The organism is Paenibacillus sp. AR247, assembly GCF_002968895.1.
In the GTDB taxonomy this organism is placed as follows: domain Bacteria; phylum Bacillota; class Bacilli; order Paenibacillales; family Paenibacillaceae; genus Paenibacillus_AQ; species Paenibacillus_AQ favisporus.
In genome coordinates this window covers 349,235-370,970 of the sequence record NZ_PCZT01000023.1, presented here as the reverse complement: position 1 = coordinate 370,970, position 21,736 = coordinate 349,235, and the positions used below count along the sequence as shown (strand labels likewise).

Sequence of the window (21,736 nt, the reverse complement as noted above, 5' to 3'; positions counted from 1 at the left end):
GGTAGACCATGTCCGAGCAGTCATCGAAGATATCCTTCAGCATCTCCGTATTGACTTTCAGATCCTTCTGGATCGGCACCTTATCCAACGAAGGAGACGGCAGACCCAGTGCCCTGCCTGTTGAAGGGCCAAGCGCGGCTTATCCGGTGTTGCACCGCCTTTTTTCATCTCCACTAGTCACCTCGATTTCCGCTCCTTGCCAGCAAGAAGGAATTTAACCGTAGGTTGTGCCAGAAATGGATAAATTATGTGGATGGCTCGGGGATTATAAAAAAGGCGCCACCCGCTTGCAGCTTCGGGTGGCGCCTGCCTATTCATCGCCGTTAGATTTTAAATTGTGCGACCTGCTCGAGCAGCTGCTCAGCCAGCTTGTTCAGACTGGCCGCCGAAGAGGCAATCTCCTCAATGGAGGCAAGCTGTTCCTGGGCGGAAGCCGATACGGCCTGTGTGTTGCCTGCGGCAGCTTCCGAATACCCCTGAATGAGCCGAATCGACTGTTCGACGCTTTCGCCGCTCTGCGCAAGCGAGCGCGACGCCTCGGCTGCCGAGGCGATGTCCGCGCTGGCTCCTTTGACGGCCTTGCGGATCCGCGTGAACGACCGTCCTGTCAAATCCACCGCTTCGATGCCCTCGGACACCCTCGTCTTCGCGTCGTTCATGGCGGACAGAATCCGTGTCATCTCGCTCTTCATGCCGCTGACGAGCGCCTCGATCCGCTGGGCCGATTGCTCCGACTGCTCTGACAGTTTCCGCACCTCGATCGCAACGACCGCGAAGCCCCGTCCATGCTCTCCGGCCCTGGCCGCTTCGATCGACGCGTTCAGCGCCAAGAGATGGGTCTGCTGGGCAATGCCTGTGATCAAATTGACGATTTCGCCGATTTGGGAAGTACGCTCGTTCATCGTATCCACGATGCCGTCGAGATCGCTGACCGTCTCGTGGATGCTCTGGATTTTGTCCGTGACGCTGATCACGGCCGCGTTGCCTTCTTCCGCCGACTGGGTCGTCCGCTGCATCGTCTGCATGACATCGTCCATGTTGGCCCGAATCCGCTCGGACTCCTTGGACATGACCTCCATGCTCACCATGCTCTGCTCCACACTGCGAAGCTGCTGCTCACTTCCGGCGGCGACCTCCTGGATGGCTTCGGTCACATGCTCGATCGCTTTGGTCGTCTGATCAGCGCCTGCAGCCAGCCCCTTGGCAGACGCGTTCACGTGATCCGTGATTTCCTGGACACTGACGATCATTGTGCGGAGATTGTCCACCATCGTCTGGAAGTGACGGCTGAGATTGCCGATCTCATCCCTCTTCGCCGTGTCCAGATCCTCCCGCAAATCCCCCTTGCTGATGCGCTCGGTCGCCAAGGTGAGCGCAGAAATCGGCTTAATGATCGAGCGGATATTGAACAGGATGATCGCCAGGGCGACCAGAATGGATATCGAAATGACCAGGATCACCGTGTTGCGGATGCCGCTGACGGCACCGGCCACCTCTTTGTCGTACATCGTTCCGGCTATTTTCCACCCGGTGAGCTCGTTCGTCGTGAAGGACGCCCGCTTCTTCTCATTGTCGTATGTATAGCTGAATGTTCCTTCTTGGCCGGCAAATAAATGCTTGGTCACTACTTCTTCCGCGGGTTCCCCCGTCTTGTCCGGATGCACCACATAGTTTTTTGCCGTATCGACGATCACGATGTATCCGTCCTTGCCCAGCTTCATTTGGGTCAGGCTGCGAATCGTATCCAGATTGAGCTCGATCGACATGACGCCTTTGCCTGAAGGGAGCATCTGGGCGATGGAAGCGGACATTTGGCCGTTGGCCGCTTTAAACACAGGCGAGATGGTCGCGCCCTTCCCCTGCTTGATCGCCCGGATATACCAGTCCTGCTTGCGGACGTCGTACCGTTCCGGCAGCGGGTCCTCGGAGGCCCGGACGAAATCGCCGCTATCCGTGCCCAGCAATATATCCTTGACCTCCTTATGCAGGGTGAGATACTGCCTCAGCTGAGCCTTGAGCTCGCCTCCCTTGCCGGTGGGATCGCTTTCAGCACTGGCTACATAAGGCTGCTGAATCAGGTAAGCGAGATCATCCACCTTGGCCTGGATGTTCTGCGTGATGATCCGGTCAGCGGATTGGCTGCTCTCCAGAGCGCTGGTCATCAGCGTTCCCTCAATTTTCCCTTTGGCCGACTGGTAAGACAGCATTCCGATCATGACGCTGGGAATGATCAGTACGACGAGATACGATACCAGCAACTTTCGTTTAATGGACAGCGACATTCGTTTCACTAGCAGTTTCCTTTCTACTGGGTAATCTGTATCTCCCACCCTCAAACTTGTTACTTGAGTCACGGTTTATATGAGCACATTATCATAGATTGTTCTTGCTCATCCCCATAACATTTCTACATATATCCATTTTCTTTAAAATTTTTGAACTTATCAATAGGTAATAAGAACTAGTAAAAGCATCTCTCAGGTGTCATTCATCCGATAGAGTTCAAGGCATTTTCTCCGAGGGATACGGCGTTTTGCACAAAAAAACAGCCTGGTGCTATGCACCCAGACTGCTTGCCGACTTGCTGCTGATTATTGACTCCCGGTAAATAAAATCATCGCTGTTTGCCTCTGAAGGCAGACTATCGTTTTAACGCGTTCGTAATCCGTTCCTGCAGCGCCACCAGCTCTTCCCGAACGCGGGCGATCTCCTCAATTTTGACGTCCAGCAGGCCGATCTGCTTGGTAACCGCTTCCCCCATCTGCTCCAGCTCAGCCGTGCGCTGGTCATCGTCAGACGAGGACGAAAACTTGCTGCGGTGGAGCTCCACCTGCTCATGAATCTGCAAATACTCTTGAATCTCCTGCAGAGAAAAGCCGAGCACCTTGCGGGCCAACACGATATTTTTCAAATGCTGCACGTCATCTTCTGTATATAAACGCATGCCTCCGTCCGAGCGCTCGGGTGATTTGATCAGGCCGATTTCCTCATAGTAGCGGATCGTGCGCTTGGTCAGGCCGGTTTCCTTCGCCACATCGTCAATTTTGAGCCAGTCCATTCCGTTCCTCCCATTCAAGGTTCTCCCCCAAGTATATCGTTCTCCCCGGCGGAATGCCAATGCGCGGAGAGCGGCAGGCGGGAGACTCAAGGCAAATGAGAAAACAATTGAAATGCCGTCAGGCGCTCATGAATAGGGGACAGAAAAGCACTACACGCTGTCCTTCGGTTTTTCTCCGATCAAACCAAGCAAAAACATTTGGGAATAAGCAAACCCGCCATGAAGCTTCTGCGGGGGGATTGGCGATCCAGGCTTCAATATCCTTGCGCAGCTTCACATCGTCGAGGAATACCGTTCCCTGTGCGGGACGAATCAGCGGAATGCCTCCCATGTTCTCCACAAGTTTGGCCATTTCGGCCGCTTTGCGGGGACCGGTTAACGCAATTTTTTTACCTGCCAAATTCCGAGCCATGCATCCTTCTCCTCATCAGGGTTCATGGAACCCGCCACTGTTTTACTAAACAGTATACTTGAAATTCCGCCTAAGGAGATGAAAAGATTCACAGACTTTTGACGGCAGCGGCGTTCTGGCGCTTCAACAGGCGGTGCCTTTTACGCTGGTTATACAAGAATCGAACGACAAAAAAGGAAATGACGCCAAGCACCAGGCCGAACACCGACATGCCGATCAGCACGTGAAGACCGCCCTGCAGCAGATGCTTAAATATGGTGAAATCGCCGGACAGCAGGTTTCTCCAAGCATGCTCCTGGACCGGAATATCCACCATTTTTTTCGGGAAAAACCATTCTCCGATTTTCTTGGCAAAAGGGAGGAGGACGATAGGAAGGAAAGTGAGCTTGCCGATGACATTGCCTATAATAGCTGCCGGAAGCGAGCCGCCGGCCAACCTTACCGTAGGGTAAAAAATCAAATACACCAGCGATCCGGTGGAAATGACGATCATCTCGAGCCCGAACCCGAGGGCAAATCCGAGCGACACTTTGCGTGCTCCACCCGGGGAGCGGAACAGTTTGATCATGTTCAGCTTGATTTTCCGGTAAAACTTATGAAAAATGTTGTACTTTTTCGATTTGGTTGTCATGTAATCACCCTTCAGGTTTGCCTAGCAGGCAGGACATCCCCTTCAGCCGCAGGCTTCAGGGCCGCCCGTTCCTTCTATTGTATCACTTTTATCCCCTCTAATCTAACCGAAAGAGCCTGTTTTATTTTTGCTGGCAGAAGGATCAGGTAGCGTCCTCCCGGGGTTCCTGCATCCGGGGTTTTCGATGGGGCCGATGGAACAAAAAGATGAAGATCGGCAGCACGATGACAAACACCAAGGCCACGACCGTCCACTCCCTGTCGAACCGGAACACTTCGACCGAATTGGGATAGATCCAGAATGCTGTGACCACGGCGAATAACCCGATGGGGGAGGTCATCATTTTTCCGGAAATCTGCGGGATCATCGTTTTTAATCCGTAACAAATGATGAACAAGCTGGTGGCGATATTCAGAAGAACCGCCGGAAACCAGAGGCCAACGAGCGGCATGTCGAACCGGTCGAGGAAATCCGTTATTTTAATCTGCCGGGACATTTCGTAAGACGGGTACATCAGGCTTTCGGCAATGGGGATGCCTACCAGCAGCGAAATCATAATGACGATCAGCAGCAGCAGCCCTGTCGACAGGAGCAAAGCGTACATCCCGTCACGGATCCGGTAATCTTTGCTTGAGAAGATGAACGGGAGCGCCAAGATCTGGCCCAGGTAAGAAAAGACGACCCAGCTCCCTTTGCCGACGCCCGCCCAATCGACATAAAAGTAAGGCTTGATATAGCTGAAATCAAAATCCTTGGCAACGATAAACGGTATGACGAGGACCACCGTTGTCATCATCGGCCCATACAGGTCGGCAATGCCCATCACCGTCTGCACGCCTCCTCTGGCAATAAAAATCACCGTCGCCGTAATTGCAATAGAAATGATGAAGATCGGCGTGAGCGGCAGCAGGACGACATTGGTAAAGTCGGCAACCATACGGATATCTCTGGCCAGGATGATAAAGAAAAATATCAGGTACAGGAAGGTAATCACTCTTCCGAGTACTTTATGCCGGCCGTTCAGCGATTGGAACAGGTCCTTCCCGGGGAACCGCTTGGCGCTTTTGGACAGCAGCAGAAACATCAGCGCAACGACGAGTCCCGCCGGAAAAAAGGACAGGTAGGCGTGCTGCTTGGCATAGTTGGCCAGCTCACTCGGTACGTGGATTAATGTGGTGTTCAAGATATAGGTGATTCCGAGCATCCTAAACTGCCGGTTCGTCACTTTATTCACAGCCCTGCCTCCTTTATTGCGATGTCACATTCAAAAAGGACGAATTTGTCAAGATAATGTCCCGCCAGTACCGATCCGTACACGACGTGGCCAAACTGCAGGCAGTAGGCCCATATACCGAATCCGCCTGCGAGCAGAATATAGGCCAACCAGCGGTTAATCCCCGGAATGTCGCGAATGACCTTCCGATCGACCAGGATCACCAATATAGCGGCCAAGATATACAGCCCCAGAAGCTTAATCATTCCTGATTTCCTTTCTGCCGAAGGGCTTGCCGACGGCTCCGATATTCTCGATATGAAGCTCAGGTTTTACGATAACCCTGACCTCGGGATATACTTTCTTCCAATTGCCCTTAAATCTCTGCCAAGCCTTAGGGTCATTCTCGTAGATCGACCTGCCGAATCCCAGAATATCCGAATTGTATTTATGCTGCAGAGACCGCATGGCGAGCTGCACTTTATCGACAATCTCCTCGCTGGCCCGGCGCTCCAGGTCCCGGAGGCTATGCTCATCGCTGATAATGCTGTTTGAATCATTTTCGTACACGGCGCCCTTGGCGTAAATTTCGATGGTCATGGTGATATCGTTGCCGCGGACAACCGGTTTCAGCTTGGCCTCATTTTCACTGAAACGGATGGAAATGTGGCCCTTGCCTCCGGGCCCGTCGACGATAATATCCGGGGAGGGGGCCTGGTTCATGGCCAGATTGATGATTTTGCCTTCCTGCCCTTCCAGGGCTCCCACGAACTTGTCTTCATCAAATAGGGCCAGGCCCGTAACCTGGATATTATTTTTGGATGTTCCCACGCCCGGAGGTACCGCTTCTTGAATAGACAGGTACGGAAGGGCCACGTCCACGCCATCTGTCATGAGCGTGTTGACCAGCTGTTTCAGCGAGTCGGGCCTTTTCGTGAATTCGTTGATCAGCTCCCGGATCATCTCGCTGGAGAATTGCTCCATCGGCGCTGCGGCGTCCAAAATTTTGTACGCCGATCCGCTTGTCACTGCCACCAGCGATGACAGGCGATTCTGAGGAATTCGAGCAAATTGGTCCAGCATCGGTGCAATGCCGTCCCTGGCGAAATCCTCGCCGATAAGCAGTACGCGCCGGTGGGAGAAGGAAAGGTTCCGGGAGTTGCCGGCCTGGATTTCCATATTGGCGCTGCGGAGCGTAATGCCCGTTTTCGATTCCAGGTAATAGGACTTTCCGCCGCTGGTGCCTCCGCCGCCGCCTTTGCTGCCTGCCCCGCCTAAATTCCCCGGCAGGGCGATCTGGAGGGCACTTCGGTACATCCCGTTTTCCTTGTCGACGGAAGATCCGATGACGAAGGCAACGTCGTTGATTTCTTTACGGTCCCAGCAGCCGGCCAGCGCAAGCGGGCTCAGGAGCAATAGACCGGCTACCGCCCATTTCTTGATCATGTCCATATCACCACACCTTGTTTGATTGCGGGGTACCGTTGATCTCCTTCTTCTCGCGCACCCGGTCTTTCTTCGATGCCCAGGATGGGCGCCGCTTCATCTTCCACCATGGGGCGCGAACGAACACGTCCTTGTTATCCTGAACATGGAAAGGGCTGATGCCGGACATATACGGTACGCCAAAGGAGGTCAATTGGGTCACGTGGACCAGAATCCAGACCGTGCCCAGCACGATGCCGAACAATCCGAACACCCCGGCCAGAATCATCAGCGGAAACCGCAGCAGGCGGACTGTGATGGCCAGGTTGAAGCGCGGAATCGTAAAGGAGGCGATCCCCGTCATCGACACGATAATGACCATCGGGGCCGATACGATGCCGGCTTCGACCGCAGCCTGACCGATAACGAGTGCCCCCAGGATACTGACTGCCTGGCCGACGGTTTTCGGGAGCCTTACGCCTGCCTCGCGCAAGGCCTCAAAGGAAATCTCCATAATGAGCGCCTCGACGAGCGCAGGAAACGGAATTGCCTCCCGGGCTGCCGCGATGCTGAGCACCAGGGTCGAAGGCAGCATGTCCTGATGATAGGTCGTCGTAGCAATATACAATGCAGGTAGGAAGAGGGCGATAAACACGAATAAATACCGGATCCACCGGATGAAGTTCGTGATGAAGAACCGCTCGTAATAATCCTCGCTCGCCTGCATCAGTTGGAAAAAGGTCACCGGACCGATGAGAACGAACGGCGTACCGTCCGTGAATATGGCAAAACGTCCCTCCAGCAGCTGGGCTGCTGCGGTGTCGGGGCGCTCGGTGTACTGGAGCTGGGGAAAAGGCGAATACGGATGGTCCTCGATCATCTCCTCGATATACCCGGATTCCAGTATTCCGTCGATTTCAATGTCCTTGAGCCGCTTCTCTACGTCCCGGATCATCTTGGGATTCGCCAGTCCCTCGATGTACGAAATGACCACATCCGTTTTGGTCTCTGTCCCGAGAACGATGCTCTTCATCTTCAGCCTCGGGGACTTAATTTTGAAACGCAGCAGCGCTGTATTGACGCGAAGCATCTCCGTAAATCCTTCGCGCGGCCCGCGGATGACCGCTTCGGTCTCCGGCTCGGATACGGTTCGGCGCAATCCGCCCTTCACATTGAACAGGTGGGCTTCCGAATACCCGTCCACCAGGATGACCGCGCTGGAATTCATCAGCCCCTCGATGACGTCCCCCCACATGGTTGCGCTGTTGACCTGGGACAGGGATACACGCGTATTTTCCAACGGTTCCAGATCAGGGTCTTGCTCCTTGCTCTCGTCCCCCTCATTCTTCAGGCGCACCAATCCCTGGATAATGGGCTGAATCATATGGATCTGAAGTTCTTCGGAGAACACGATCCCTTCCACGTATACGAGCAGGCCCTCAACGCCCGGGGCAACCTCCATGCTCCGGTAGACCATGTCCGAGCAGTCATCGAAGATATTCTGCACAATCGCGAGAACGGTCAGATCATGTTCCAGATACATCGAGAGGATGCGGTGCGTGAATTGTTTTTGATCCGTTAGAGAGAACTCCTGAAGCTGCTTTACAAAGTCCTTATCGATCTGCTCCCTCCCTCCTAGCTCCTGCTGCAGCCGGTAACCCGCCACATACAAATCAGCCGCCGTTTCTTCGTCGGTTTTGCGGTGCTCGGCGACATAATCGGCAATCCAGTCCCTGACCAGGGTGGAAGTATCCTTATGATTATCCTTTGCCGCCTGCTGGAAGCTTTCTTTCAGCTCTTTCGAGAGACGGATATGCAAACTTGAATCCATTGGTCGTTCCTCCTATTTTAGCATCAATATACGTACGATATTACACACAATGTGTACACAATGTCAACACACATATCAAAAACAAGGCAGCCAACCCTTAGATTGACTGCCTTGTCCAGCTGCATTGTAATTTAAGCCTGCTGCGCTTTGCGCCGTTCCAGCTCCTGAATGATTTCGGCGTATTTGCGATCCGTCAAATTATAGAAGAAGATCAGGACCATCGCGCCCAGCGTCAGAATGGCCGGAGCCAGCGTGAGCGAAAAAGCGATGCCGTGCAGCGCGGTAACCGTCTGTGCCTGGTTAGCCACATACCCGGTAAGCGTAAGCAGAATACCAGAGAGCGAGCCGGCAAGCGCCGTCGCGACCTTCTGGGCGAAACTGAAGGAAGCGTAGCTGATACCTTCGGCCCGAACCCCGGTTTTCCATTCGCCGTAGTCGACCGAGTCCGCCGCCATCGTCCAGCCGACGACCCACGGTACGGTGAGGGTCAAGCCGATCAAAGCCGAGAAGATAAAAATCAGCGTAATACTGCTGTAGCTCGTAAAGTACAGACACACGCTGCCGACGATCGTAATCAAAAAGGCGAGCTGAAGCGTGTTTTTCTTACCGATTCTCTTTTCCACAAAAGGAACGCAGGCCATGCCGATCATGCCCATCAGGAGGACCACCGGGATGTAATACGCCGCCAGGTCCTCCCGGCCTACATTATATTTGAAATAATACGCCGGAATGGCGAAGAAAATCGTGTTTGCCCCGCCGCTCAGCATCATGGCAAAAGACGAGAGCAGGAGCGGTCTGTTTTTCGCTAACGTTTTCAATCCGCCCGTGGTGCTGACTTCCTTCTGGATCGGAATCCGCTCCTGCGTGCTCTTGAAGCAGCCCAGCAGCAGCACGATCGCTACGATGGCGTACAGCCCCACCGTGTATTGATAGCCTTTGGCGGTGTTGTCGCCGCCGAACCAGCTGGCCAGCGGGCTGGTGGCATACGATACGATGAGCGTCGCCACGTTGGCGAAGATCATGCGGTATGTCATCAGCTTCGTGCGGTCTCTCTGATCCTGTGTAATGACAGGCGACATGGCCGAATAAGGAATGTTGACCAGAGAATACAGAAATCCGAGCAAAATATAAGTCACGTACGCATAAACCAGTTTACCGGTGTTCCCCATATCCGGCGTCGAGAAGCATAATACGAACATAACCGACAGCGGAATGCTGCCGAACAATAAATAAGGTCTGAAGCGTCCCCATCTTGAATTCGTTTTATCGACGATCATCCCGATGATCGGGTCAAAAATGGCATCCAAGAACCGGGCGACCAGAAACAGCGATGCGACAGCCGCCGGGCTGATGCCGTAGACGTCCGTGTAGAAGAACATCAGGTATACCGACGTCATGCCCCACACGAAGTTGTTGGCCGCGTCGCCCAGCCCGTATCCCATCATTCTGAATGAGCTGAGCTTGCCGTACACTGATGCCGCTGATGATTGCCCCACTTTCAAAAATTCTTCATTCAGGATGTTTAGGTGAGTTCCTGATATATTCAATTATAGGAAACGCTTGATATCGCTTTCATCGCGTTTTTTGCTCAGAACCTTCACGTTTTTTGTTGAACCGGTCCGGACGCATCCGGGTTCCGGCGGCAGTTAGGGGAATCATGATGCCCGAAAAGCGCAAAAAAGGTACAGCCGTTCCAATGAACAGCTGTACCTTATAGAGTGAACGTTATGGGCTGTGCTTAAACCTTCGTCTGGTGAACCGAAGCAAGCAGCTCGTCGACCATCGATTCAGGCGAGCGCTCAATCAGCATCTCCTGCCCATACAGCTGGATCAGCTTGATGAGCGGAAAGTCACCAAGAAACTCAAGCGACTGTTCGCTTAGCGAAATCGGATCGGAAATTTGCCCGTTCATACGCTCCATGAACCGCTCCAGCACTTCCCGGGACCGGGACTCCGCCATCCAGTCGCAAAGGAGGCTGTACCGGTGCAGACTTGGACTCTGCTGCGCCTCAAAAGCCATGTCTACCCGTATCGTCGCACGGATATCCGCAGAGGAGCTGCCGGCCATGAGCGTGAACCACCCGCTTTCCGCCACCCATTGCCCCTGCTTGGGATCATAGTAAGAGAAGTCCCGCGGGATCAGCGTAAAGACGGCTGTCTTCGTTTCCCCGGGCTCCAGCTGCAATTTGCAGAAGCCTTTCAGCTCCTTGACCGGCCGGATCAGGCGGCTCTCTTCGTCCTGAACATAGAGCTGGACGACCTCCTGACCCACGCGTTCCCCCGCGTTACGGATATCCACTTCGACCGTCGTCACCCCGCTGGCAGTGCGGGCGCGCAGGCTGCCGTACTCAAACGACGTGTAGGATAAGCCGTGGCCGAACGGGAACAGCGGCTCAAGCTCCTTTTTGCGTAATAGCGGTAACCGGTAAAAATCCCTTCGCTGTACACCGCCTGCTGGTTGCCGTCGCCGAATGTAAGGTAGGACGGCGTGTCTGACAGCTTCACCGGGAACGTCTCGGACAGCTTGCCGGAAGGGTTCACCCGCCCAAACAGGATGTCCGCCACTGCCCGGCCGCTGCCCTGTCCGGACAGCCACATCTCCAGCACGGCCGGCACGCCACCGATCCATTCCTGCATCGCCACCGCCGTACCGTTGCACAGGATGACGATGCAGTTCGGCTGAGCCGCTGCAACTTCCTGGATCAGCTTCACCTGGGCCGGCGGCAGGTCGATCGTCTTGCTGTCGTATCCTTCGGATTCCGTGCCTTCAGGCTGGCCGACGAAAAGGACAGCCGCTTCTGCCTGGCTGGCCAGCCGCACGCTCTCTTTGATCAGAGCGTCGTCCGGCTCGTTGTCGTTGCGGTACCCTTCCGCGTACGCCAGATGGTCCTCCCCGCCAGCCATCGCCGCGATTTCATCGTACGGGATGTCCAGGCGGGTCGGCGTTACCCGTGCGCTGCCGCCGCCCTGGTAGCGCGGCTTCTTGGCCTTCTGGCCGATAACGGCCAGAAGGCGGAGCTTCCCGGCCGCAAGCGGCAAGATGCCGTTCTCGTTCTTCAGCAGAACGATGCTCTCCGCTGCGGCCCGGCGCGCCAGCTCATGGTGCGCGTCCACGTCCCAAGGCTGCCGCGCCTCCTTGCTGCCGGCTGCGGCGGTGACCTTGGCGACCAGCTCCAGCATGCGCCGCACAGACGCATCCAGCACGCTCTCGTCCAGCTCGCCGCTCCGCACGGCGGAAACCAGCTTCACGGCGTTGTATTTCGCCGGTCCCGGCATTTCCAGGTCAAGCCCGGCCCGCAGGCTCTTCAGTCGGTCGTGGACGGCCGTCCAGTCCGACATGACGACCCCGTCATAGCCCCATTCTTCGCGCAGCACCTGGCGCAGCAGAAAATCATGCTCGCTGGTATAAGTTCCATTCAGCAGGTTGTACGAGGTCATCACCGTCCAAGGATTCGCCTTCTTGACGATGATTTCAAACGCGGTCAAGTAGATTTCCCGCAGAGTGCGTTCATCCACAACGGAATTCGAAACCATCTTCTCGGTCTCCTGATTGTTGCCGGCAAAATGCTTGACCGATGCGCCGACGCCCATGCGCTGCAGCCCGTTCACCATGGCCGCGCCCAGCTCCCCGGTCAGCACCGGGTCCTCGGAATAATACTCGAAGTTCCGTCCGCCAAGCGGAGAGCGCTTCATATTGACGCCGGGTCCCAGCAGAATCTGCGTATCCAGCGCCAGACTTTCCCGGCCGAGGGCTTCGCCCACTTCCTCAATGAGCTCCGTGTTCCAGGTGGACCCCAGCGCCACGCCGGTCGGATAGCAGGTCGCCGGCATATTTTCCGAAAACAATCCCATTTCCTGCGTGCTTCCGGGCTTGCGGACGCCGTTGGTACCGTCAAACATCGTAATGGACGGAACGCCCGCCCGTTCAATCTCTTGGGTCTTCCACATGTCGGCTCCCGCGACGAGCGCGGCTTTCTCTTCCAGGGTCAGCGATTTCAGCAGCTTATCTATGGATGTATTCATGATGACTCATTCCTTTAATCATGGATTGTTCATAGTTTGAACTAAAGTTTTGCTTGAAACTTCCTGTTATATAACGGTCCAATTGGGCCTATAACATCCATATCTTTAGTTCATTCCATGTAGACGTTTGCAGAATCAACAAATGACTGCTTGTTCTCATTCTAACCCTGAAGGAAAAGCCCGTTCTTGTTCTCTTTTGCCTAAAAGCACCCCTTTTTTTGCGGTCATCTCCGGCTGCTGCAGGCATATCGCAAACAGCCCCGAATTTCCGTCCGGCACAGGAACGGGAAATTTCGGAGCTATGTTCAATACTGTTTATGGAGCGTGATCAGCTGCACGCCGTGCGGCGGTACGGTGACGTGAACGGTATAGGAAGAAGCGTCCCGGATTTGGGAGACCTTCAAGTCGGGCCCGCTTTGGCGGCGCAGATAGGCGACCTCATCCTTAGTGGGAAAGTCCGGCGCTCCCATCGCCTGCCATGCGTCAAACACCGATCCGTGCTCCCGGTCCAAGGTGTAGTGCGACACCTTGTAATCCCCCTGCAAACCGCGAATGTCAAGGCTGACGTCAAGCGCCTCCTTGCTTTCAAACACGTCGTACCGGTTTTGCTCGCTGATGCCCGACCATTCGCCTTTGGCGTACAAGCTGTCCACATGTGTATAGTTGTACAGCAGCACCTGGATGTCTCCGTTCTCCTCGGTCGCGATATAATACGGTCCTCTGGCCAATATCCGGCGGCCGAGCTTGTTCAGCAGCGCAAAAGCGTAATAGGAGGGCTTCTTGAGCCCGTGCATGCTGATCAGCCCGAATCCGCCGTGAAACGGGCTGTCGCCCGCCCGCATCTCCTCAAAAATGTCGGTGAACGTCCAAAACCCGAGCGACTGCAGCAGGCCGATGGAATCGACCGCGTTTTTGATAATAAACGGCGCCATGAACATAGTGTCATGCAGCAGATTGTGCGGATACAAGGAAAAGTTCCATTCCGTCAGATGCAGCTCCAATGCCTCCGCCGGAGAATCGGCGATCCGTTCGCGGACTTTGTGGATCGTATCCACAAAAAATTCCGGCGGCTGTGTATGGGATAGACCACCGGAGTGCTCGTCCCCGGGCCAATATTCCGAATAGCTGTGGAAGGAAAAGAAATCGATATCCACCCGGTGCTCGTGGCAGTACTGCAGGAAGGTCTGAATCCAGTCCGTCTCCCACACGGTAATATAATTCAGCGCCGGCCCGCCGACCCGGAGATCCGGGGAGACCGACTTGATCGCCAGCGCGGTGGCGGCGTAAAATTCGAAATATTCCTCCTTCGTCCCCGACCAGCAGATCTCGATGGCATCCGGCTCGTTCCACACTTCAAAGTACCACTGCCGCACCTCTTCCATGCCGTAGCGGTTGACCAGATGCCGGACAAACTGGCGGATGAGCTCCGACCACTTGGCCATATCCTTCGGCGGCGATATGTTCCCTTTCCACCAAAAGAGGGTCTCGTCCGAACGCTTCAGCTTGCCGGGCATAAACCCGAGCTCAACGAAGGGACGTATCCCTTGACCCAGCAAAAAATCGTACAGTTCATCGGCATAACTCCAATTGTACCGCGGAGTCCCGTCCTCGGATTCGTCGTAAATCATCATCTCGTCATTGAAAATACCGTGGAACCGGATATGTTGAAACGGCTGCTCCGCCTGGATTTCCGCCAGCTGCTTCCGCCAGTCTTCGCGCAGCCCTTCGGCGGCCCTTCCCGCTGTCAGCAGCCGGTTCCAGTGAGGCTCGTACGAATCTCCGGGAGCGGCCGCATCCAGAACGAGGCTTTCCTCAACGCTCCGGGCAGGGGCGGGCGGCACGGACGGTGCCGCGGCTTCAACCTGCGGCAGATGCCGGTACAAGCCCTCCAGCACTTTTACCGTATCGACCTTGATGTAGGAGCCGCTCTCCGATGTATCTCTCGTAAAAGGAAGATGCTTGTCATCCGCTCCCCCGCTCTGCCGCTCATGCTTCTGCCGGTACTCGGAAGGCGTCACGCCCATTTTTTCCTTAAAGCTTTTGTTAAACAGCTTCACATTGGCGAACCCGCAGTCCGCGGCGATGTCGATAATGTTGCTCGTCGTCTCCCTCAGCATCATCTCCGCTTTTTCCAAACGGATGAGGGTCAAATATTTCTGAAAGGAGATGCCGATCTTGCTTTTGAAAAAATGGGAAAAATAATAGAAGCTCAGATGCTCCTGTTCAGCCATCTGGTTCAGGTTGATTTTGTACATATAATTCTCGTCCACGTATTGAATGATCCGGCGAAGGCGCTCGAGATCCACGTCGCTCGCATTCGCGCTGTCGTCCAGCCGCTCCGCCGTCGCGAAATATCGGACCAGCTGGCCCAGCAAAAGGTGCAGATGCCCCATCACTTTGTCGCTGTAGCCGTCCTCCCGCTTGTTCAGCTCCCCACATCATTTGGGCAAGACCGGAGCGGATGGGCGCAAAGCGGGCTTCGTCCGCACCCCGGGCGTTCAAGGAGCTGCAGTCGATCCGGTTTTTGGACTGCTGCGGCTGGGCCTGGACCGTCCCTGGATCGACCTGCAGGGTAAGCAGGACGTTGGCCTCGCCGGTCTTATCGATTTTGTGCACGTCCATGCTGTTGATGACCAGCAGGTCCTCTTCCCGCAGAATCAGCCGCTCCTGGGCGACATGGATTTCCACCGAGCCTTTGAGGACGTAGATCAGCTCCAGCTCTTTATGCCAATGAAACGGAATATGGTCAATGCTGTTGATGAACAGCGTAAAAGGCATATGCTCATGGTGTTCGATAAACTCGTATCTGTGTTTCAATCCGATTTCCTCCACTTGGCTTTCTTGCCGCAACAGATTCAACGTAGAACTACTTTACAAGCTGCTCCGCCCGATGTAAAGCTGCGGCCCGGCGGGGGCCCTTGGCGTATCTAGAGCATTCCCGTTATCCGGTTGGCATAGACGAGCGATATATTCTCGGTCTGTAGAAAAAAAAGACCGCCCCCAGCGCGGTATCGGGATACCCGCTGCAGGACGGCCTTCGCCATGCCTTATTCGATTATTATGAGTTCAAAATTTGTTCGATCCGTTCAAGCACGTCCGCCGAAAGCTCAATGCCCGAAGCCTTCACGTTCTCGGTGACCTGCTCCGGACGGCTCGCACCCACCAGCGCGCTTGCCACATTCGGCTGCCGCAGAATCCAGGCAAGGGCCAACTGGCCTACCTTGATGTCCAACTCGGCGGCGACCTTCTCCAACTGGCGCACCTTGGCGATCTTCTCTTCGCTGATGCGGTCTTCTTTCCAGCCGAGCTTGGCGGCGCGGCTGCCTTCCGGAGCCTGGCCGGGCGCTGTGTATTTGCCTGTCAGCAAGCCTTGCGCCAGCGGCGAGTAGACGACCTGGCCGATGCCCTTCGCTTCGCCGAGCGGAATAACCTCGTGCTCGATCTCCCGCTGAAACATATTGTATACCGGCTGGTTTACGACGATGCAGTCCAGCAGGTAGCGGTCAGCCGTGCCAAGCGCGGCCTCCATCTGCGCCGCGGTCCACATGCTGACGCCGACGTACAGCACCTTGCCCTGGCGAACCAGGTCATCCAGCGCCCGCAGCGTTTCGTCGATCGGCGTATCGGCATGATACCGGTGACAGTAGTACAGGTCCACATAGTCGTGGCCCAGCCGCTTCAGGCTGGCATCGCACTGCTCCATAATGTGCTTCCGCGACAGTCCCTGGTCGTTGGGCCCGTCCCCCATTTTTCCGAACACCTTGGTTGCCAGCACGTAAGACTCCCGCGGGTACGCCTTCAGCGTCTGCCCCAACAGTTCCTCGGCCGCACCCCGCTCGTACACATTGGCCGTGTCAAAGAAATTTACGCCCTCGTCATAGGCCGTCCGGATCGCCTGAACCGCATTTTCGCGCTCCACGTATCCGCCGTAAGTCAGCCAGCTGCCCAGGCTGATTTCACTCACTTTCAGTCCGCTTCTTCCCAGTCTCCGGTATTTCATCGTTGCATCAGCGCCTCCTTGTTCATATCGGGATTCCCCATTGGCCGCCCTAAGGCAGGTTTTCTGCCCGCCCGCAGGACGATTTAGGCTTTCTCTACTATTGTAAACAACCCCCGCAGGGAAGAAAAGCAGCCTCCCGGGCAGGCTCCGTTTCTTTTTGGCGAAAAGTGGTAATAAATGAAATGAAAATACTTAGGAGGCTACGATGCTATGCAACCATCTGAACCGATATCCAATGAACTGCCGCAGTACCCTGAATCTTTATGGAGAGCGACAACGGACCTCCCTTCCTTTCCGCGTCTGGCGGAAGACATCAAGGTGGACGTTGCTATCGTAGGAGCGGGAATTGCGGGAATTACGACCGGGTACCTGCTTGCCCGGGAAGGGCTGAAGGTGGCCCTGGTCGAAGCGGGGAAAGTACTGAACGGCACCACCGCACATACGACCGCCAAAATTACAGCCCAGCACGGCATGCTGTACGATGAACTGCTGAGCCATTTTGGGCAGGAACGGGCATCCATGTATTATCACGCTAACCGGGATGCGCTGCAATTCATCCGGGATACGGCGTCCAAGCTGAATATCGACTGCGGTCTCCATGAGGAAGACGCCTATGTATACATGGAGAAGGATAAGGATCTCAATAAGCTGGAGAAGGAATTCGAAGCTTATGAGAAGCTGGGCATCCCCGGCGAATGGGTAAACAAGCTGCCGATTCCTCAGTTCGCATCGGGTGCCATCAAGCTGCCGGGACAAGCCCGGTTCCATCCGCTGCATTATTTGCGGCGTTTGCTGGAGGAATTCGTGAAGGCTGGCGGACAAGTATATGAGAATACGACGGTCCATAAGGTGGACAAGGAGGGGCCGTTAACGGTCGTCACCTATCGCGGAAGCCACAAGATTCAATGCAGCCATGTCGTCGCTGCTACCCACTTCCCGTTCCTCGATGAAGGCGGCTTTTATTTCGCGCGGCTGCATGCCGACCGCTCGTATGCGCTGGCTATGAAGCCGGAAACGGCGTTTGCCGGCGGCATGTATATCAGTGCGGACAAGCCGACGCGCTCGCTGCGGGCCGCCTCCTGGAACGGCGAAGAGGTGGTCATCGTCGGCGGCGAAGGGCATAAAACCGGGCAGCATATGTGCACCTTCTCCTACTATGAGGCGCTCGAAGCCTATGGCGGCAAACTGCTGGGCAGCAAAGGCATACCTTTCCGCTGGTCCACCCAGGATCTGGTCACCATCGACAAAGTGCCGTACATCGGACAAATTACGTCCAAGGACGAAGGGATCTACGTGGCAACCGGCTTCAACAAATGGGGCATGACCAGCGGTACCCTCGCCGGGCGGATGTTATCGGATCAAATCATCGGCAGAAACAATCCGTACAGCGAGCTGTACACGCCGTCCCGTTTCCTCGCCGACCCGTCGATCATGAACCTGGTGAAGGAAAATGCCGATGTGGCCGGAGAGCTGATTTCAGGCAAAGTCGGCCTCGTCCACACCCGGATCGAAGACCTGAATCCTGACGAAGGCGCCGTGGTCCGCCATAACGGTAAAAAAGCCGGCGCCTATAAAGACCCGGAGGGCAATCTTCATCTGGTGGATAACACGTGTACGCATATGGGCTGCGAAACCGAGTGGAACGCGGCGGAGCGGACCTGGGACTGCCCTTGCCACGGCTCCCGGTTTTCCTATGACGGGGTCGTGTTTGAAGGACCGGCTATCAAGCCGCTTGAGAAACTGGATGCACACGAGTAGACTGAATTAAGGAACGATACCACAATCGGAGGCGATTCCTTATGATAGTCATCACCAATACGATTTTGATCAAGGAAGGGCACGGACAAGCCGTGGCCGAGCGTTTTGCGAATGCCAAGGGCGTGCAGGACATGCCAGGCTTTGTCCGGATGGAGGTATGGCTGGGCAAGAGCAAGGAGGCGGACGCCGAGGAGCTGAAGGTGTCCACCGTCTGGGAGGACGAGGCGTCGTTTAAAAACTGGACGCAGAGCGAGTCCTTCCGCGCTTCTCACCGCGGGGCCGGAGGCAGCAAGGACGTCCTTCTCGGCTCTACGCTGAACCAGTATGAGCTCGTCGTCAGCCCCTTGAACGCAGCGGAATAAGCAGTCGATGCTGTAGGGCAGGCGGATTTTGCCCGACAACCAAAAAAGGATAGGTTCGAGAGATCCAAAGGGTCTGCCGAGCCTATCCTTTATTATTTTATAAGATGCAGCTGATCCGCCTCTGACCGCGCGGCAGCCGGTTTCGACTGACATCAGGCGATGCCCGCCTCGGCTCCCGCTTCCTCCACCTGAAGCCGGTATGCATACAGCGACTCGTCGATAATGGCGCTCATCATGGGCAGATCCGCTTCGGGAATCAGCTCCAGCGCATAGTTCCATGCGTTCTCTTCAATCTGCAGCGCCACGCGCATCCGCTGTTCCTCAGTAAGATTCATGTCTTCCAGCGATTCGGAGAGCGCAGGCAGCTCCGGATCTGCGGCATGCCCCAGCTCATGGGCCAGAACAATCGTAAAATACTCCTCCACCCGGTCCAATGATCCGAACATCTGCATGCATTGTCCTCGATCACACCGGTATACATCGTGATCCGCTTGGAAACCATCCCGTACTTGCCGCCGATCAGGCGTCCATCCCGGGACCGTGTTCTCAGACGGACCTGAACGCCCAGTCCCGACCGTCCGACCAGCTCACGGATGATTTCGTTCAAATGTATGGTGTTCAACGCTCTATCTTTATCCCCTTTAATGTCAAATAACCTAATAAATCATTATACGACGCAGCAGGCGAAAAGCAACAAGCAATCAAGCACTTTTTTCGGATCTTGAGGGAGTCGGAGTCGATCAGCTAATGGTGAAAAGGGCATCCCGCTTGTTCCGGCGTAGCGTTTGACGTCTCTCTCTTAAAGAAGTTTTGGCGTCTTGACCGTGTTGTCATACGAATGGTGAAAAATTGAGTCGTCGCCGGCGATAACGGCGGGATCAACCACGTCCAGTTCCCGGTGACCTCTCTGCCGCTCCCGGCTTCCCGCTCTTCAAACAGCCGGAACTGGGAAGCCGCCGTATGATGATCCACCATGCTGACCCCCGCTGCTTGTAGGAATGCAGCACGGCGACGTTCATCTCGACGAGTGCGCGGTCCCGCCAGAGCGAAGTTTCGCTCGCTGTGGACAAGCCCATCAGCTCCGCCACCCGCGGCAGCATGTTATACCGCTGTTCATCGGCGAAATTTCGCGCACCGACCTCGGTCACCATGTACCAACCGTTAAACGGAGCCGCCGTATAGCGGATGCCGCCGATCACGAGTTCCATATCGGAAATGATCGGCACGGCGTACCAGCGCAGGCCCAGCTCGGCGAAGGCGGGGATATCCGGATGCGTGATCGGCACTTCCATGACCAGCTCCGGCGGAATGGGAAACAGCTCAGGCCCGCCTTCCCCGCCTTGAATGACAAGAGGAAGGACGTCGAAGGGCGTCCCTTCTCCCGTCCAGCCCAGCTTCATGCACAGCCTCGTAAACAGGGCGGAAGCCGGATCACCGGTGATCGTCCCGCCGTTCCCGTACCCCGCATAGCGGATCAACTGGTGGTTCAGGATGCGGATATCGCTCATGCCGGGTACCGACGGCCTAAATACCGTGATCGTCGGCACGATTTTGCCGCCGCCCGTGCCGCGTTCGATATGACGGAGCAGCGCCTCGGCAATGTCGCCGGGCCGCTCAAGGCCCCGCTCATCGATGACCTGCATCGAGTCCCAGAACAGGCGGCCGATGCAGCGGTTGCTGTTGCGCCAGGCCATTTTTGCCCCGTGAACCAGTTCCTCGTACGTATGCTCATACGTTCCGGTCTCTTCAATGCTGGCCCTGATTTCCGCCAGCCTCCGGACGGTCTCGGCCTCCGTCTTGCCAAGCTCCTGATAACACAATAATATATATTCTTCCGCATCACTCTGCAGAACGTCATACACCTTCATGCCGCGTTCACCTCGTCGTTCGTAAAAAGGGTCTGTCTCTCCCTATTATAAGCCAGACGCCGAAGCCACAGCCGTGTAAGGCTTGAGCAAATGGTGAATCTTGCGGCGGGCTGGATGAGTCGGGTTGGGCGGCGGACGAGAGATGTTCGGTGGAAGTTACAAAAAAGGAGCCCCTGAAAAACAGGGACTCCTCCTTATGATGGATCAGGACGGCATGCCGGCCTTGGTGTTCTCGGCCTCCGTATGAGAAGACGGCCAGAAAGCAAAGCGGCCCAGCAGCGCCGTAATGGCCGGCACGAGAAACGGCCGGACGATGAAGGTGTCCAGCAGGACACCCGCGGCGGTAATGATGCCGAACTGGACCAGCACCTGGATCGGCAGCGAGGCGAGCACCGCGAAGGTCCCGGCCAGAATGAGGCCGGCGGAGGTGATGACCGAGCCCGTCTCGGACACGCCCTCCTGGATCGCCTGCTTTAACGGCATATGCTTCCGTTTTTTCCAGATGCTCGAGATCATGAAGATGTTATAGTCCTCGCCCAGCGCCACCAGGAACACGAATGAATAGAGCGGAATCGCTCCTTGGATCGCGTCCGCTCCAAGCCCGTAATGGATGATGAGCCAGCCCAGGCCAAGCGCCGAGAAATAAGACAAAATAACAGTCAAAATCAAATACACCGTTGCGGTGATCGACCGTAAATACACGAGCAGCAGCAGCGTAATCATCCCGATGACGACAGGAATAATGACCATCGTGTCGCGGTCGCCGGTCTCGCGGGTATCGTATTGCTCGGCGGTCTGGCCGCTGATCCACACTTTATCCGCCGGGGAACCCACCCCCGCCGCCTGAAGCGCCTGCTCTGCCGTGCTCCGCAGGTGAGGAATCTGGTCCATCGCTTCGCTGGAATAAGGATTCATGTCGAGCGTGACGTCATACGCGATAATATTCGCGTTTTGACTGCCCGGCTGCCCTTTTGACACCTCATCCACATATGGCAGCTCCTTCAGCTTCTGATCCAGGCCATCCGGTTTGCCTTCCGTATCGACCATGATTTTCACCGGAGCCAGCTCCCCGGGGCTGAACTGCTTCCCGATCGTATCGAAGCCTTCACGCGAGGCCATATCTTTCGGAAAAGATGACATAATATCGTAGGTGAA

The 21,736-nt window shown here is 55.6% G+C and carries 17 protein-coding genes and 2 pseudogenes; 2 read left to right on the top strand and 17 right to left on the bottom strand.

Features of this window, described 5'->3' with window-relative positions; genetic code table 11:
- Positions 1 to 323: 323 nt before the first annotated feature.
- From CPT76_RS30730 to CPT76_RS30675, 14 genes and pseudogenes are all read right to left on the bottom strand, one after another.
- The gene (locus CPT76_RS30730; protein WP_105445557.1) at positions 324 to 2,282 is read right to left on the bottom strand and encodes a methyl-accepting chemotaxis protein; all 1,959 of its coding nucleotides are present in this window, start codon (positions 2,280 to 2,282) and stop codon (positions 324 to 326) included.
- A 359-nt stretch (positions 2,283 to 2,641) separates the two neighbouring features.
- The gene (locus tag CPT76_RS30725; protein WP_105445556.1) at positions 2,642 to 3,058 is read right to left on the bottom strand and encodes a MerR family transcriptional regulator; all 417 of its coding nucleotides are present in this window, start codon (positions 3,056 to 3,058) and stop codon (positions 2,642 to 2,644) included.
- Between the two features lie 232 nt (positions 3,059 to 3,290).
- Positions 3,291 to 3,470: pseudogene (locus tag CPT76_RS40855) on the bottom strand (uroporphyrinogen-III synthase); the annotation flags it as partial.
- A gap of 88 nt (positions 3,471 to 3,558) precedes the next feature.
- The gene (locus CPT76_RS30715; protein ID WP_105445555.1) at positions 3,559 to 4,101 is read right to left on the bottom strand and encodes a DUF2062 domain-containing protein; all 543 of its coding nucleotides are present in this window, start codon (positions 4,099 to 4,101) and stop codon (positions 3,559 to 3,561) included.
- 142 nt (positions 4,102 to 4,243) lie between these two features.
- The gene (locus CPT76_RS30710) at positions 4,244 to 5,335 is read right to left on the bottom strand and encodes a GerAB/ArcD/ProY family transporter (RefSeq protein ID WP_105445554.1); all 1,092 of its coding nucleotides are present in this window, start codon (positions 5,333 to 5,335) and stop codon (positions 4,244 to 4,246) included.
- On the bottom strand, positions 5,332 to 5,580 hold the full coding sequence (locus CPT76_RS30705; RefSeq protein WP_105445553.1) for a hypothetical protein: 249 nt from the start codon (positions 5,578 to 5,580) through the stop codon (positions 5,332 to 5,334). Before CPT76_RS30705 ends, CPT76_RS30710 begins: the two co-directional genes overlap by 4 nt.
- On the bottom strand, positions 5,573 to 6,760 hold the full coding sequence (locus CPT76_RS30700) for a Ger(x)C family spore germination protein (RefSeq protein WP_163881887.1): 1,188 nt from the start codon (positions 6,758 to 6,760) through the stop codon (positions 5,573 to 5,575). Before CPT76_RS30700 ends, CPT76_RS30705 begins: the two co-directional genes overlap by 8 nt.
- A 7-nt stretch (positions 6,761 to 6,767) precedes the next feature.
- Positions 6,768 to 8,282 (bottom strand): spore germination protein, encoded by a 1,515-nt coding sequence (locus tag CPT76_RS30695; RefSeq protein ID WP_105445594.1) that lies wholly within the window; start codon positions 8,280 to 8,282, stop codon positions 6,768 to 6,770.
- A gap of 419 nt (positions 8,283 to 8,701) precedes the next feature.
- Positions 8,702 to 10,066 carry a glycoside-pentoside-hexuronide (GPH):cation symporter gene (locus CPT76_RS30690; RefSeq protein WP_146116467.1) on the bottom strand — a complete coding sequence of 455 codons (1,365 nt, stop codon included), beginning with the start codon at positions 10,064 to 10,066 and terminating at the stop codon, positions 8,702 to 8,704.
- Positions 10,067 to 10,308: 242 nt separating this feature from the next.
- Positions 10,309 to 10,869, bottom strand: coding sequence for a fibronectin type III-like domain-contianing protein (locus CPT76_RS40850; RefSeq protein ID WP_258168985.1), 561 nt, complete (start codon positions 10,867 to 10,869; stop codon positions 10,309 to 10,311).
- Between the two features lie 11 nt (positions 10,870 to 10,880).
- The gene (locus tag CPT76_RS30685) at positions 10,881 to 12,593 is read right to left on the bottom strand and encodes a glycoside hydrolase family 3 protein (RefSeq protein ID WP_258168984.1); all 1,713 of its coding nucleotides are present in this window, start codon (positions 12,591 to 12,593) and stop codon (positions 10,881 to 10,883) included.
- Between the two features lie 305 nt (positions 12,594 to 12,898).
- A complete protein-coding gene (locus tag CPT76_RS30680; RefSeq protein WP_258168983.1) occupies positions 12,899 to 14,848 on the bottom strand; it encodes a GH39 family glycosyl hydrolase in 1,950 nt (649 codons plus the stop codon).
- The gene (locus tag CPT76_RS40845) at positions 14,817 to 15,410 is read right to left on the bottom strand and encodes a cupin domain-containing protein (RefSeq protein WP_258168982.1); all 594 of its coding nucleotides are present in this window, start codon (positions 15,408 to 15,410) and stop codon (positions 14,817 to 14,819) included. Before CPT76_RS40845 ends, CPT76_RS30680 begins: the two co-directional genes overlap by 32 nt.
- A 241-nt stretch (positions 15,411 to 15,651) precedes the next feature.
- A complete protein-coding gene (locus CPT76_RS30675; RefSeq protein ID WP_105445550.1) occupies positions 15,652 to 16,593 on the bottom strand; it encodes an aldo/keto reductase family protein in 942 nt (313 codons plus the stop codon).
- A gap of 210 nt (positions 16,594 to 16,803) precedes the next feature.
- Here CPT76_RS30675 and CPT76_RS30670 point away from each other — a divergent pair, with 210 nt between their 5' ends.
- Complete coding sequence (locus CPT76_RS30670) at positions 16,804 to 18,351, top strand: FAD-dependent oxidoreductase (protein WP_105445549.1); 1,548 nt, start codon at positions 16,804 to 16,806, stop codon at positions 18,349 to 18,351.
- 41 nt (positions 18,352 to 18,392) lie between these two features.
- The gene (locus CPT76_RS30665; RefSeq protein ID WP_105445548.1) at positions 18,393 to 18,713 is read left to right on the top strand and encodes an antibiotic biosynthesis monooxygenase; all 321 of its coding nucleotides are present in this window, start codon (positions 18,393 to 18,395) and stop codon (positions 18,711 to 18,713) included.
- Positions 18,714 to 18,865: 152 nt separating this feature from the next.
- On the opposite strand, the gene CPT76_RS40840 is transcribed toward CPT76_RS30665, so the two are convergent.
- From CPT76_RS40840 to CPT76_RS30650, 3 genes and pseudogenes are all read right to left on the bottom strand, one after another.
- The gene (locus tag CPT76_RS40840; protein ID WP_258168981.1) at positions 18,866 to 19,165 is read right to left on the bottom strand and encodes a hypothetical protein; all 300 of its coding nucleotides are present in this window, start codon (positions 19,163 to 19,165) and stop codon (positions 18,866 to 18,868) included.
- 292 nt (positions 19,166 to 19,457) lie between these two features.
- Positions 19,458 to 20,581: pseudogene (locus tag CPT76_RS30655) on the bottom strand (nitric oxide synthase oxygenase).
- 204 nt (positions 20,582 to 20,785) lie between these two features.
- A partial coding sequence (locus CPT76_RS30650; RefSeq protein WP_181153158.1) for an MMPL family transporter occupies positions 20,786 to 21,736 on the bottom strand: 951 nt, incomplete at its 5' end.

Coding starts and splice junctions, on each gene's coding strand:
- CPT76_RS30730 (WP_105445557.1), bottom strand. CDS start 2,282: ATGTCGCTGTCCATTAAACGAAAGTTGCTGGTATCGTATCTCGTCGTA.
- CPT76_RS30725 (WP_105445556.1), bottom strand. CDS start 3,058: ATGGACTGGCTCAAAATTGACGATGTGGCGAAGGAAACCGGCCTGACC.
- CPT76_RS30715 (WP_105445555.1), bottom strand. CDS start 4,101: ATGACAACCAAATCGAAAAAGTACAACATTTTTCATAAGTTTTACCGG.
- CPT76_RS30705 (WP_105445553.1), bottom strand. CDS start 5,580: ATGATTAAGCTTCTGGGGCTGTATATCTTGGCCGCTATATTGGTGATC.
- CPT76_RS30700 (WP_163881887.1), bottom strand. CDS start 6,760: ATGATCAAGAAATGGGCGGTAGCCGGTCTATTGCTCCTGAGCCCGCTT.
- CPT76_RS30695 (WP_105445594.1), bottom strand. CDS start 8,282: ATGTATCTGGAACATGATCTGACCGTTCTCGCGATTGTGCAGAATATC.
- CPT76_RS30685 (WP_258168984.1), bottom strand. CDS start 12,593: ATGAATACATCCATAGATAAGCTGCTGAAATCGCTGACCCTGGAAGAG.
- CPT76_RS30680 (WP_258168983.1), bottom strand. CDS start 14,848: ATGTACAAAATCAACCTGAACCAGATGGCTGAACAGGAGCATCTGAGC.
- CPT76_RS30675 (WP_105445550.1), bottom strand. CDS start 16,593: ATGAAATACCGGAGACTGGGAAGAAGCGGACTGAAAGTGAGTGAAATC.
- CPT76_RS30670 (WP_105445549.1), top strand. CDS start 16,804: ATGCAACCATCTGAACCGATATCCAATGAACTGCCGCAGTACCCTGAA.
- CPT76_RS30665 (WP_105445548.1), top strand. CDS start 18,393: ATGATAGTCATCACCAATACGATTTTGATCAAGGAAGGGCACGGACAA.
- CPT76_RS40840 (WP_258168981.1), bottom strand. CDS start 19,165: ATGCAGATGTTCGGATCATTGGACCGGGTGGAGGAGTATTTTACGATT.